The following is a 13,242-nucleotide window of genomic DNA, read 5'->3' as shown; positions in this document are numbered from 1 at the left end:
GTTGATTTTTAGAAGCCCAGATTAAGCCCAAGGGTGAAGGTCCTGGGCCGCGGGTAAAACTGATTGTCTATTCCGTTGCTTATTTCAGGGTCTACCCCCTTATATTTCGTCACCGTGAACACATTCTGCACATTGGCGGAAACCGTCAGACTGGATCCACTGCCCCGCAGCAGGTTGTCTATCCTGTAGCTCAACGAAAGGTTGTCCATCTTCAGGAACGATGCATTGTGGATATAATAATCGCTGGTGTACTGTTTTTGCACAAAGCCCGTGTTCAGGAAATCCACGGGAGCATTGTTGATGGGCCCATTGGGGTCCAGCACGTTGTACCGGCTTCCGAAGTTGGACGACACGTTGTCATACACGTAATTCCCGATATTGGCACGGAGTACCGTGGTGAGCGTAAACTGCCTGTATTCGAGCTGAGAGGTAAAACCCAGCAGATACCGCGGTAGTGGCGACTTATAGAAATAACGATCGTCATCGTTGATCGTACCGTCGCCGTTCAGGTCGGCGTACACGCCCTCCAATGGTCTGCCGTTCTGGTCGTACACCTGCTTATGCACACGGAAGCTATAAGGCGCATAGTTGACGACGTGCGCCTGAATGTGGTTGCCAGTGCTTCCGGTGATCCCGCCTTGTTCAATCAGGTAATTCGGGTCATCCACGTTGGTCAGGTTGGTTACTTTGTTGGTATTGAAGGTAAAGTTGAACCCCACATCCCAGGTAAACGCTTCGCCCCTTACCGGCGTGGTGTTGATACTCCACTCGACGCCGCGGTTTTCCATATTCCCTACGTTGGTGAGCAGCAGGTTACTGAAGTTGGTACCTACGGGGATGGGGATTACGCTCAGGAGGTCTTTCGTTTTCTTGAAATAAACGTCTACGCTGCCATGTATACGGCCGTCCAAGAAACCATAGTCGATCCCGGCATTGTAGGTGGCCGTGCTTTCCCACCGGATGTCACGGTCATAGGCCAAAGGGGTATGCATGTAATAGAAGGTATCGCCGAACTGGTACATGGACTCATTGGCACTGCTGACATAGTTGGGGAGGTACGAGTAGTTGGCAATACCGTCCTGTTGGCCGGTAACCCCGTAACTCAGCCGCAGTTTCAGATCCGAAAACACCCGGTTATCCCGCAGGAAGGGTTCATCCCTGATGCGCCAGGTAAGGCCCACAGAAGGGAACACCCCCCAGCGGTTTTCGCTGGCAAACCGCGAGGAACCATCGGTACGGATCGTCGCCGAGAGGATATAACGGTCTGCATGCGTATAGATCAGGCGCCCATAATATGAGATCAGGCGGTTCTGCGGTTCATCAAACGGAAACGCAGGCTCGCTCAATACAGTGCCGTCCTCGCTGGTACGGTTATAGTTATTTATCCTTGATTTGTTGTCGTAATAACCGTAACCCGCCGTGGCATTGATATGGCCGTTTATTCCGGCGAGCTGCCTGGTGTAATTGAGGTAAAACTCACCTACCCGGTTGAATATATCTGTCTGATAGCGGGTGACTTCGCCGGCGGTGCTGAACCGCTGCGCCGCAATAGCCGGAATGAAAACACCGCCCTTTCCCCTGGACACATCGTAGCCGAGGTTCAGGTTGGCATGCAGCCCTTCCACAAACGGCAGGGCATAATCGAGCTGTATGTTCCCGAAGCTGCGGTACGCATCGCCTTGATCGTCCTTAAGCTCAATGAGGCCAACCGGGTTTCGGGGCGCATTCGGATTAGGCACATGCCGGTCGTTGTCCGCATCGTATTGCAGCCACTCCCAGTAACCGCCGAACGCATTGTCGGTGCGTACCGGCTGGGTGGGGTCAAACTGGATTGAGGCCCCGATGCCGTCCTGGTTGGCAAACCTGGAACGGGTGTGCGAGCCTTTGAGGTTTATATCTACCTTCAGCGTATTGTTGAATAACATCGGGCTGGCACTGATAGCCGCAGAGGTACGCTGCAGGCGGTCGCTCATAAGCACGCCATCCTGATTCAGGAAACCGGCCGAAACACGGTAGGGCAGATCTCCAGCCCTTCCGGCAATGCTGAGGTTGTTATCGGTCGTATACGCCGGCCGGTAGATTTCGTTTTGCCAGTCGGTATTCGCGCTGCCCAGTAGCTGCTTTTGCGCCTCGCTGCCATTCGCATTCACATAGTCGCGAATCTGATCCGCCGAAAGCACATCGACCTTCCGGTCCACCGCCGCCAGCGCATGCTGCGTACTGAAGTTGATGGCTGTCCGGCTGCCCGTTCCCTTTTTCGTCGTAATGAGGATTACGCCGTTAGACGCCCGCGAACCGTAAATCGCGGTCGCATTGGCGTCCTTGAGCACGGTAAATGTTTCAATGTCATTTGGATTGATGAGGCTCAGCGGGTTGCTAACCCCCGGCACTTCGCCCACGGCAAGAGGCACCCCGTCCACGACGATGAGCGGGTCGTTGCTGGCATTCAATGACGCCCCGGCGCGCACGCGGATGGTGCTGCCCGCACCCGGCCGACCACCGGACGACGTTATCTGCACGCCGGCTACCTTGCCCGCTATCAGCTGCTCCGGCGTGGTAATCGTGCCCGACTGAAACTCGCGTGAACTTACGGTAGCCACCGACCCCGTTAAATCACGCCGTTGCTGTGTGCCGTAGCCGATCACCACCACTTCGCTCAGGAACTGTTCATCCGGTTGCAAATCGAAGTCTGCCACCTGCTCTGCACCACTCACCGACACACGCTTTTCCGCAGGCAGATACCCCACATACGTTACCGCTACCGTATACGTGCCATTGGCAATATCCGGAAGCGCAAACCGCCCGTCTTCATCGGTCGATGCCGTTCGGCGCAGTTCTTTCACCTGCACCGAAGCGCCCAGCAGTGGCTGGCCCTGTTCATCAACCACCCGGCCGGTGATGGCCCCGCCTTGTCCGTGGGCCAGGAATGTTGTGCCCGCCAGCAGCAGGCACAACATCAGCATTCGCTTTGTGTGTTTGATTATCATATTCAGTCATTTTGGTTTCCATGCTTTTGTTTCGTCCCGCAACGCTCTTTTTTATCGGCTTGCCAATGCCGCTTTGCTGTACACATAATATTCACCGGGGGCGAGCGACCTGGCGTACCCCTCGTCCAGCCGTATCACCTGCCCGCCCATATTATCGTACCAATCTCCTGCTGAAATCTCTTCGACATCAGCCCTGCGCGGCACCACGTCAAAATTGCCCACCACAACCACCTGCTGGCCTGCATGCATCAGACTGATATATTTGACGGCTCCGGCCAGCTGGTAAGTAAATGTGCCGTGACGGAAAATCTCATTGTGTGTTTTAAACCCGATTAAACGGCCGAAAGCCTCGTAAAGTTCGCGGCGCGGCCCCTTGTTGTATTCCCATAGCACCGGCTTCTCTCCGGTGCGCCCATTCTCGTCAATGGAGACATCATACCCAAGCTCCCCAAACTGCCACATCATTTTCGGCCCCGGCGCCGCCAGCAGAAAGGCCGCGGCCATTTCTACGCGCTTCAATGCCGTATTGAGTTGACGCACGTCATAACCACCCGATCGGTTGCCATACGCCAGGTTTTTGAACATGATACGCTCCTCATCATGGCTTTCCATATAGCTCACCAAATTGGGCGCGGAAAAACCATGTTCGGTATGAAACAACCTCCTGAAATCCGACTGATCCAGCCAGCCCATTGTAGCCTCGTTGAACGGGTAGTTCAGGTTATTCCACAGTAGCATACCCTCGGCTGCCAGCTCGCTTTCCTCGCTATCGTCGGCAAAATGCTCCAATATGACGAAAAAGTCCGCATCAATGGATCGGATAAACGCATGGTATGCTTTCCAGATAGCAACGCGCGATGCATCATACGCGCTCCAGGCGGCGACCCCACTTTCAGACGTGCCTGTATTTTTTTGCGTAAAACCTTTAGACAAGTCAAAACGGAAGCCATCCACACGGTATTCTTCCATCCAAAACCGCAACACATCGCTCACAAAAGCTTTCGTGTATTCACTTTCATGGTTGAAGTCGTATCCCACGTTGAACGGATGGCGGGCTTCTGTGTTGAGCCAAGGATTGTCCGCCGAAGGCCTTCCGTTCTCGGCGTAAAGCCGCACCAAGGGCGACTGGCCGAACGTATGGTTCAGCACCACATCAAGGATGACAGCAATCCCCCTTGCATGGCATTCATCGATTAATTGCTTGAGATCGTTTTTAGTGCCATAGTATTTATCCGGCGCGAAGTAAAACGACGGATTATACCCCCAGCTGGAATTACCCTCGAATTCGTTGACAGGCATCAGCTGTAACGCGTTGACTCCCAAGTTAGTCAAATAGTTAAGCGTGTCAACCAGCGTCTTATAGTTTCTGGCCGCGATAAAATCCCTTACATGCAATTCATAAATCACCAAATCGTGCGGATGCGGCCGCCGGAACCCTTGCGTACGCCACGCATACCGATGCTCGTTGGCCGTCGTCACAGCGACTATCCCGCTGGTTTTTCCGTGCGGGTAGGATTTCAGGTTGGGGTAGGTATGCCCCGGAATGTACTGGTCGTGGTCAGGGTCAAGCACCAGCTCCGCATACGGGTCAGCCACACGGATAGTGCCATCTATCACAAACTGGTACGCATAGGCGGCCTGCGGGTCCAAGCCGTCTACGGCCACCCACCAATGCTTGCCGTCAGGCGTGCGCTTCATCAGGCTTTCCGGCTGAAATGACCAGTCATTGAAGTCGCCCAGCAGATAGGCCGACGTTTTGCCCGGCGCGGTCAGCGCGAATACCGCTGCGGATCCGCCGCTCATGAAGGTGACACCGTTGGGCGCTGCCCCGGCGGGAAGCTCCGCTATTTCCGGATCGCCCAGCACCAACACGGAAAAGCCAGCTTCACCGGATTTTCCGCTTTCCGTAGCCACTGCTGTAAAGGTGTGCTCGCCCGACTGGGTAAAGGTATAGGTAGCGCGCAACGTCGTCCCGCGGTCCGTCCCGATGAGATTTCCGTTGACATGAATCGCCAGCTCGACGGACGTGGAAGCCAGCGCCGTCAGCTCAATGGTCTCACCGGGCGCATAAACAAGTTTTGAAGGCTGCGGGGAAAACAGCGGCTGCATTTCAGGACCAGAAAAACGGACATGCAAGCCACCCTGTTCAAACAACGGCACGTACAGATCGCTGCCATCGCTGTTTCTGCCCACTTTCGAACCGTCCGCACTGCGCAAAACCAACGCAATTTTAAGCAGTTTTTCGCCCGTAGGCACCCCAAAATACACACGCGGCTTCAATTTAAGCTCGTATACCCCGTTTCCAATATCCACCAACCGCGTGGCGGCGGTGTTTTCCCCCCATTCCGTCTTGACGTACCGCCAATCCGTTGCACCGCCGCTCAGGGACGTAATCACGCCGATATGTGCATACACATCGCCGGCATATCCATGTAGTTCCCGGTTACCTTTGCCGCTATCGAACCGCAGCGTTATTTCCTCATTGGCTGTGGGAAAAGCGGGCATAAATGTGAGTAGGCCCGTTTCGGCTTCCGGGACCACCGGATCAGGCCCGGGCGAATCGTTTCCTGACGGCTTCTTACAGCCTGTCAATACGGCCAGCCCGCATAAGAAACAAAAAAGAATACCTTTCATGACCTCAATTTTGGCTATATAATCGGGTGCAAAAGATCGCTTTTGCTGGTCAGCATTATCGGGAACGTTCCCGAAACTTAAACAAATGTATACAACATCCGTTGAATTCAAAGAAAAAAAGATTTTTTTTTGAAGCTATCCGGCGCTCGACTTCCGCTCCATCAGTACCGATGGCAGAATAATACTTTCATTGCCAGTTCGCTTTTCGCCGGCCTTCAGTGCGCGAAATAACACGGCGGCCGCAGTGGCCCCCATCTCATAAGCAGGTTGAGTAACCGTACTGAGCGCAGGATTAAGCAAGTCTGCGATTTCCAGGCTTGAGAATCCGATAACTTTCAGATTCTCGGGGATCGCGATGCCTTCTTCGCTACAGAACCGGTACGTTGCTATCGCCAGCCGCTCGACGGCGGCAAAAATACCGTCAGGTTGCAGCCGCCCGAACGATTCGGCCAGTCGCCTGCGGATTTCGTACCGGTCATTGGTACATTCCACGATGAGGTCGTCATCCGCTGCCATACCGTAGTCGCGCAGCGCATCGACATAGCCCTGTAGGCGAATTTTGCCGATAGACACATGTTTGTTGACGACCAAATAAGCCACCCTGGAACAGCCTTTGTCAAGCAAGTGCTTTGTGGCGGCATAGCTGCTCTCATAGTCATTTGCCGTGACCTTGGTCGCCGCGACATCATCATAATACCGATCAAAAAAAACCAAGGGAATGCCCCGCTTTGCCAGCAACTCCAGGTATTGATGCCGGTGCCCTTCGCCGGACACTGACATGATCACCCCTTCCACACGGCCGTTGCAAATCTGGGTCACGAAAGAAGCCTCCTTCTCGTAATCATCGTCGGTCACATAAATCAAGGTGTGGTAGCCATTCATGCGCGCCTCCCGCTCAATGCCATGAATCGCCTGCGAAAAGAAATTATTCGCAAATTCGGGCACTACGATGGCAATGGTCTTACTCTTTTGGTCACGTAGGCTGCTGGCATACATGTTGGGCTGATACCCCAATGTTTCGGCCATTTCGAGAATACGCTGCTTGGTTTTCGCATTGATATCGCTGTTACCACGGAAAGCCCGTGACACCGTTGAGGTAGAGAGCCCAAGCTTCTCTGCCAGCACCTTTATGTTTATGGCATCCATACAACCAACGTCTAATCCTTTTTTCCGTACAATAATACATATATACCTGTTAATTGTTTATACCCCCGCGAGCAAATGCTTTTCAATACCAAACTGGGCATACACCGTCCGGCCACTGACTGCCAACATTTCCTTCAATTTATTAGGTCTTTATAGGGACATTATAGGGATTTTATAGGGACTTCATAGGGGAAAATACCTATTACTAACCTTTTATATTCCTGTTACATTCTATTTGACGAATATTAATTTGTGGCATCGGTCAGCCATCATTTCATAGCAAGTGGCCAATCAGAAACTGGCAGCATAATTGCAGCTACACACAAAATCATTTCGTTTTTACATATTTTTTGTTAACTTGTGCAAGTTGCGCACCACATATAAACACACCAGAGCTTATGGAGATGGATGCACTAAAAATCACAACGTTCCAGGCCTACCTTTTTTGGGAAAACATCGATAAGAACCTCAGTAATCTTGCGCTGAGGCTGTCTGCAATACGCGAAAAAACTGATTTAATTGTTTTGCCCGAGATGTTTAATACCGGTTTTACGATGAATGTAGCGCAATGTGCCGAGAAATCCGATGGAAAGACCATGCACTGGATGCTGGAAATGGCTCAAAAATACGATTGCGTGGTGGCCGGTAGCCTTATCATCGAAGAAGAGGGCAACTATTATAACCGGTTTGTATGGATGACCAAAGATGGCAATTACGTTAAATATGATAAACGCCACCTGTTTGGTCTGGCCAAAGAAGACACGATTTTTACGCCCGGCGACAAGCGTGTGATTGTCGAGCTCAATGGTTGGAAAATATGCCCGATGATATGCTATGACCTGCGCTTTCCGGTCTGGTCGCGCAACCTCAACGCTGCTTATGACATCCTGCTCTACGTCGCCAACTGGCCGGACAAACGGTCGGCGCATTGGCGTAGTCTAATCCCCGCAAGGGCTATCGAAAATCAAGCGTTTGTCATTGGTGTAAACCGCGTGGGCCATGATGGCAATGAGATCTATTATTCCGGCGGTTCTATGTGCATTTCACCCATCGGCGACGTTGTGTACTATAAACCGGAATATGAAGACTTATATACGTTTACCATATACAGGCGGGATTTGGACGACACCCGTAGGGATTTGCCGTTCCTGAAGGATATGGATGATTTTAATCTGGTCGTCAGCCGGAAGTCGTAAGTTGCCGGCAGGCATCAATGATATGGCCGTTCGAGGATTGCGGCTTTAATGACAGCATCCCGGAGGTCAAAATCCGTATGACTGCTTATCGCGCCCGCCGATGTGTCTTCCACCACTTCCAGGCGTTGCTGTTTTTGCTGCTGGCGAGCTTTGCGCACACGCCTTACCTCTTCCACGTCCATCACGCCGGAAAAGCGATCAAAAGCGGGCCGCGGCGCCGGCTGCCGAGCGCCAGCAGGTAGCGGCTGTTCGCGCCCAATTTCCTTGGGGTACGCCTCGGTCGGCCGTTGCGCGTTTTCTTCGGGCAAAGGCGGTAAAGGCGGCTGGCCGAAGTTTCGCTTCCGCGCCTTTTCCTGCTCCTTTTGGAAGTTGGCATATGCCTGAAAAGCAAACACCGCTATGGCTATAATTATGGGAATCAACGTTTCCATCGCCCTAAAGTTAGGGAATTATTTTGACAATGCACGGGGCGAAAATTCCCCACTTTTGTAACATATCAACACAACATACGTCAAAGCGGAGGTAATAGCCGTTCATGAATAACCAACGACAACTGTTCCAGCGATTATTTGAAGACAACTCGAAAAAGGTGTATCACCTTTGCTATGGCTATACCGGCGACAGCGACGCTGCAAATGATCTCATGCAGGAAACCTTCATCAAGGTTTGGCAGAACCTTGACAAATTCCGCAATCAGTCACAGTTTTCAACCTGGATATACCGTATTGCGGTAAACACCTGCCTCTCTTACCTGCGCACAGCTAAACGGCGCGCCACAGATGAACTCAACGACAAAATCATCGAAAACTACACGGAGGAACCGTCGGAAAAGCAAGAGCAGATTGCCCTATTGTACAAATCCATTGCACAGCTGGAAGAAAACGAACGCATTATCATCACCATGGTGCTGGACGAGATTCCCTACCCCGAGATAGCCGAAATAGCAGGCATATCCGAAGGCAATCTACGGGTGAAGATACACCGGATAAAACACAAGCTAACTGAAATATACAACAGCAATGAAAGGGTTTGACGAGATACAACAGCTTTGGCAAGGGCAAGAGCCCGAACCAAACGTTAGCTTTGAAACGATTCTGAAACGCATCAAGGGCAACAAAACTGCACTTGCACGGAAACTGTATTGGCAACTCGTAGCCGTTGGAATAACCATCATGCTGTTGCTCTGGATGTGTATAACCATCGATTTTTCGACTTGGACGAGCTATTTGGCCCTGGCCATCATGGTGGGCTGTATCTGCTACTATTTCTTCAACCAAATCGCTGACTACCGCCATATCAACACCAGTGAGCATTTACTGGCCAAACCACAGGATTACATCGATTACCTCAAAGCGTTCCAACAGCGGCGCAATCGCTTCAACACCCGAAATTATGCGGTGTATGAAGCATGTATTGCCATCGCCTTCATGCTGTATGGTGTTGAAATGTATTTTGCACTACCAATATGGACCTTCATTGGCTCGGTGATTTTCATCGTCTTTTGGTTCCTTATCTGCCATTTCGTCTTCATGAAACAATACATCCGCAATGAAAATGAGCGCATTGAAGAAATGATCGAAAACTTAGAGCGGATAAAGGGGCAGTTTAGGGATGCTTGAAAGTTTATTCACGCAATAATCAGCACTGGTATGATCAATAATATATTGTTGGCAGTCATGGGGCTAGTAATGGCCTTTATGCAAAACTCGGCGCAACAAGAAAACCAAGGGAAGACTTTGCTGGCTATGGGGGAGTCCAATACCGTGGTCTACCAAAACCACTTTTTACAGGCCAGCACGCACATCGGCGACCGGCATAGCTTCGCCGTCCAGAATGCCTACTACTTGAACAATATCGAAGGTATCCGTCCTCAATACTTCGTGGACTGCTCCTACACCTATCACCTCAAAAAATGGAAAACCGACATCGTGCTGAACGCGCAGAACCTATTAGATAATAGTCGCTATACCCAACAATTCTCCAGCGACTACCAACTGGTCGAAACGTACTTTGAACTCAGGCCAAGGCAGTTCGTCGTTTCGACGCGATTCAGGTTTTAAGAGCTGATTGGCGACCAATCCGCTCGCTCAACTTCCGGTAAAGCTCGGCTAAGTCAGGCTGGCCGTCCAACAGCGCCAAATGCCGCTGCATCGTGCCGATGTCATTGCGCACGGCCGGTCCCGTCTGCACATCCTCAGGCTCGTGCTTCATCACCTTCTCCGCCGTCTCAAGGATAAGCGGCCGGATAAGTCCGAAATCAAGCCCGTGTTCGCGAAGAATGCCTGCCCCGATGGCATACAGGTGGTTAGCGAAATTGCAGGCGAACACCGCCGCTACATGCAGGGAAAGGCGCTGCCCCGAATCACAGGGGAAAACACGGGTGGACAAACTTTCCCCGAGCCGGGCAAGCGCGGTATATGTCGCCGGATCGGAAGCCTCCACAGCGACAGGAACCGCCGAGAAATCAACTGCCTTGGCCTTGGAAAAGGTTTGTACAGGGTACACGACGCCATACCGCTCCGCGTGTCCTGCAAATACCTCCATAGCTACGCTTCCGGCTGTATGGACGACGATACCGTTCGACGATGGTGGCAACTGCGCCGCCACCTGCGCGATAGCATCATCCTTTACAGCGATGACATACACGTCTGCATTGGGTTCAACGACCGCGAGGTCGTCTATTGCCCGGGCATTGACCGCATCAGCTAATACCATGGCGTGCGCTTGGGTAGGGCTGTATACCTGTATGATGCGGTGTCCGGCATCCACGAGCGCCCGGCCCAAATGTGTCGCCACATTACCGCTGCCAAGCAAAACAATATTCATCAGACCTTTTCGGGTTTAATCTCTTTGTTGCGTCGGAAGATGGAAAGCAAAAAGCCAATGGTCATTACAATAGCCCCGCACCAGAAGAAATTGATGTAAGGGAATTTGATAGCCTTAAACACGATCCACTTTTTCTCCGGTACCGGCTTTTGGTACACCATGACTTCCAGCTTATCTTTCTGCGGGATGATGTTGCTGAACCGGAGCCGCAGTCCCTGCTCTTCGACGTCTTTGAATAAATCAAATGTGCTGCCTCCGCGAATCAGGAATACAGGCTCCGCGTCGTAAGATTCGCCGCTCACTGCATGTACCTTCAGCTTGAGCCCGACAATGACGTCATCATCCCGGCGGGGGATGTTCTGTACCGTGGCATCGCGGTTGATACCTTCCACCACAATATAGCCATTGCGATAGCGCAGCGTATCCCCGATATTGGTTTCGTAGATAGCCGGTTCTTCGTAATCCTCAAAACCTCCCTGCTCACCCGGTTGGGCCTGCTGGTGTGCATCCGACATCGCGGCGGTGATCAACGTATATATGTCATGGGTCAGGTAATGCTTGGTTGCCGGGGTACCGATGAGCCCCCCCATCTGTGGGTTGTTCTGTGCAAACGGCCGAAGCTGGAAACGCTCGGTCACCCTGCCAGTTTCCTCATCTATCTTTTCATAGTTGATTTTGTAGTATACGTTGGGGCGCGCTACGCTATCACCTACGTACGTGATGCGGTAATCACCCATTTGCACGGGCTCGCCCTCGGTGAGAAAGAGGTTGTCACCGGGTTTTTCGACCTGGTCAAAGCCTGCCACCGCAATGTAATTGCTACTGTTGACCGAAATCACTTCGTTTGTTGCGGCAGCTACCAGCGCACCGATAAGCAACAACCCAAACCCAATATGTGCCACTGCTGATCCGGTGAGCTTCCATTTACCCTTGATGGCCTCACCCAATATCCTGCCATTGGCCACAACAGCATAGGCAGCGGAAAACACCAACAGGATATACATAAAATTGGTATATACGCCGGTGATATACACCACAAGGGCGGTAACGACCATGGCGACAACCAACGATGCGATAGCCGCAGCGTAAAACTTGCGTACATCCGTACGCTTGTATTTCATGAATTGCGTAAAGGCCGAAAGTAGGCCAACGACTACAGCAAAGCCCGCCTGCCACTTATTGTAATGCTGCACCGGCTCAACAGGAGGAGCTACCTTGGTTCCAAAAACAGCATTGAATACGGGGATGGACGTCGATGAGATAATCTGTACGCAGGCGACCGAGAGCACCAATGCACCGATAAACAACCAGAACTCCCGTGAATAGATGTCTTCTTCTTTCGGTGTTGACGGCATGCGCTTCTTGTGCTTGACCAGCAAGTAGACCATGATACCGAGGAAGATAATGTTGAACGCCACCAACTGCCAGTAAAGTCCCAGATCGGTAAAGGAATGTACAGAAGTCTCTCCCAGCACACCACTGCGGGTAAGAAACGATGCATAGATGACGAGTACGAAGCTGACCAGCACCAAAAAGGTAGCGGTAAAGTATGAGTGGCCCGAATTTTTGTATGCCACCATGACGTGTACGGCTGCAATGAGGGTAAGCCAGGGAATAATCGAAGCATTCTCGACTGGATCCCAAGCCCAGAATCCTCCAAAATTAAGCGCCTCATATGCCCAAAACGAGCCCATGATGATACCTGCCCCGAGCGTCATGACGGCAAAGAGCGCCCATGGGATACCGGGTGTAATCCACTCGTGATATCGTCGCTGCCACAATCCGGCCACACCATAGGCAAAGGGCACAATCATCGCCGCAAAGCCAAGAAAAAGTGTGGGAGGATGGATGACCATCCAATAATTCTGCAACAACGGATTAAGGCCCCGGCCATCGGTAACCATGGTCAAGTAATCCGGGTTGGCAAAAATCGGTCCCGGTATAGCCTCCCGTAGCAGAATAAATGGCGAGCTACCCACGCGCTCACCGAAAATCTCGACGCCGATAAGCATCGAGCCCAATACAGCCTGGCAAAGCATGACTACCGCCATCACGGGATTTTCCCAGCTTTTCGCCTTGAACACCAACACGATTCCCAGTACAATCTGCCAAAACATCCACAGCCAAAAGCTGCCCTCCTGGCCTTCCCAAAAACTGGAAATAATGTAATGGGTGGGCAATGCCCTGGAGGAATGGGCCCAGGCATAATGATACTCAAACAGGTGGCTGTAAATGATGTAATACAAACAGGTACCGATACCCACCACGGCCACCACGTTTGCCCAAAAAGCAAACCGTGCAATGGTTTTCCATGACTGTTCTTCTTTGTGGTTGGCAGCGAAATAGTAGCTGATGCAAGACAATAATGCTGTCCCAAACGAAAGAATGACAAAGAGCTGCCCTACTTTCCCGGGCAGCAGGTTTTCACCTACATACGTTATATCCATTTATTG

Annotated in this window: 10 protein-coding genes; 4 read left to right on the top strand and 6 right to left on the bottom strand. The window is 51.8% G+C overall.

Going from position 1 to position 13,242, the window contains the following annotated elements:
- Positions 1-8 precede the first annotated feature (8 nt).
- From JHJ32_RS01585 to JHJ32_RS01575, 3 genes are all read right to left on the bottom strand, one after another.
- A complete protein-coding gene (locus JHJ32_RS01585; protein WP_200119388.1) occupies positions 9-2,987 on the bottom strand; it encodes a SusC/RagA family TonB-linked outer membrane protein in 2,979 nt (992 codons plus the stop codon).
- Between the two features lie 51 nt (positions 2,988-3,038).
- Entirely contained in the window at positions 3,039-5,621 is a 2,583-nt protein-coding gene (locus JHJ32_RS01580) for an alpha-amylase family glycosyl hydrolase (protein WP_200119386.1), read from the bottom strand.
- A gap of 135 nt (positions 5,622-5,756) precedes the next feature.
- Positions 5,757-6,767, bottom strand: coding sequence for a LacI family DNA-binding transcriptional regulator (locus tag JHJ32_RS01575; RefSeq protein ID WP_079714886.1), 1,011 nt, complete (start codon positions 6,765-6,767; stop codon positions 5,757-5,759).
- 404 nt (positions 6,768-7,171) lie between these two features.
- Between JHJ32_RS01575 and JHJ32_RS01570 the strand changes: the two genes are divergently transcribed.
- Positions 7,172-7,963 carry an amidohydrolase gene (locus JHJ32_RS01570; protein WP_079715373.1) on the top strand — a complete coding sequence of 264 codons (792 nt, stop codon included), beginning with the start codon at positions 7,172-7,174 and terminating at the stop codon, positions 7,961-7,963.
- Positions 7,964-7,977: 14 nt separating this feature from the next.
- On the opposite strand, the gene JHJ32_RS01565 is transcribed toward JHJ32_RS01570, so the two are convergent.
- Entirely contained in the window at positions 7,978-8,394 is a 417-nt protein-coding gene (locus tag JHJ32_RS01565; protein WP_079714885.1) for a hypothetical protein, read from the bottom strand.
- A gap of 104 nt (positions 8,395-8,498) precedes the next feature.
- Between JHJ32_RS01565 and JHJ32_RS01560 the strand changes: the two genes are divergently transcribed.
- Genes JHJ32_RS01560 through JHJ32_RS01550 form a run of 3 tightly spaced genes read left to right on the top strand, consistent with a single transcriptional unit; the run spans position 8,499 to position 10,023 of the window.
- Entirely contained in the window at positions 8,499-8,996 is a 498-nt protein-coding gene (locus JHJ32_RS01560) for an RNA polymerase sigma factor (protein WP_079714884.1), read from the top strand.
- Positions 8,983-9,582: a hypothetical protein gene (locus JHJ32_RS01555; protein WP_079714883.1), complete on the top strand. Its 600-nt coding sequence runs from the start codon at positions 8,983-8,985 to the stop codon at positions 9,580-9,582. The genes JHJ32_RS01560 and JHJ32_RS01555 overlap by 14 nt, the downstream gene beginning before the upstream one ends.
- A 30-nt stretch (positions 9,583-9,612) precedes the next feature.
- A complete protein-coding gene (locus JHJ32_RS01550) occupies positions 9,613-10,023 on the top strand; it encodes a hypothetical protein (protein WP_200119384.1) in 411 nt (136 codons plus the stop codon).
- On the opposite strand, the gene JHJ32_RS01545 is transcribed toward JHJ32_RS01550, so the two are convergent.
- Positions 10,013-10,789 (bottom strand): Rossmann-like and DUF2520 domain-containing protein, encoded by a 777-nt coding sequence (locus tag JHJ32_RS01545; protein WP_200119382.1) that lies wholly within the window; start codon positions 10,787-10,789, stop codon positions 10,013-10,015. The two genes, JHJ32_RS01550 and JHJ32_RS01545, sit on opposite strands and share 11 nt — an antisense overlap.
- Complete coding sequence (locus tag JHJ32_RS01540) at positions 10,789-13,236, bottom strand: heme lyase CcmF/NrfE family subunit (RefSeq protein ID WP_200119379.1); 2,448 nt, start codon at positions 13,234-13,236, stop codon at positions 10,789-10,791. Before JHJ32_RS01540 ends, JHJ32_RS01545 begins: the two co-directional genes overlap by 1 nt.
- Positions 13,237-13,242 lie beyond the last annotated feature (6 nt).

Source organism: Parapedobacter sp. ISTM3, from assembly GCF_016533505.1.
Classification (GTDB): Bacteria; Bacteroidota; Bacteroidia; order Sphingobacteriales; family Sphingobacteriaceae; genus Parapedobacter; species Parapedobacter luteus.
Note: the sequence above shows the minus strand (reverse complement) of the source record. Positions and strands in the feature narration are given on the sequence as shown.

What these genes read in the sequence shown, in the direction of transcription:
- JHJ32_RS01570 (WP_079715373.1), top strand. Translation starts at nt 7,172, where the DNA reads ATGGATGCACTAAAAATCACAACGTTCCAGGCCTACCTTTTTTGGGAA.
- JHJ32_RS01555 (WP_079714883.1), top strand. Translation starts at nt 8,983, where the DNA reads ATGAAAGGGTTTGACGAGATACAACAGCTTTGGCAAGGGCAAGAGCCC.
- JHJ32_RS01565 (WP_079714885.1), bottom strand. Translation starts at nt 8,394, where the DNA reads ATGGAAACGTTGATTCCCATAATTATAGCCATAGCGGTGTTTGCTTTT.
- JHJ32_RS01545 (WP_200119382.1), bottom strand. Translation starts at nt 10,789, where the DNA reads ATGAATATTGTTTTGCTTGGCAGCGGTAATGTGGCGACACATTTGGGC.
- JHJ32_RS01550 (WP_200119384.1), top strand. Translation starts at nt 9,613, where the DNA reads ATGATCAATAATATATTGTTGGCAGTCATGGGGCTAGTAATGGCCTTT.
- JHJ32_RS01575 (WP_079714886.1), bottom strand. Translation starts at nt 6,767, where the DNA reads ATGGATGCCATAAACATAAAGGTGCTGGCAGAGAAGCTTGGGCTCTCT.
- JHJ32_RS01585 (WP_200119388.1), bottom strand. Translation starts at nt 2,987, where the DNA reads ATGATAATCAAACACACAAAGCGAATGCTGATGTTGTGCCTGCTGCTG.
- JHJ32_RS01540 (WP_200119379.1), bottom strand. Translation starts at nt 13,236, where the DNA reads ATGGATATAACGTATGTAGGTGAAAACCTGCTGCCCGGGAAAGTAGGG.
- JHJ32_RS01560 (WP_079714884.1), top strand. Translation starts at nt 8,499, where the DNA reads ATGAATAACCAACGACAACTGTTCCAGCGATTATTTGAAGACAACTCG.
- JHJ32_RS01580 (WP_200119386.1), bottom strand. Translation starts at nt 5,621, where the DNA reads ATGAAAGGTATTCTTTTTTGTTTCTTATGCGGGCTGGCCGTATTGACA.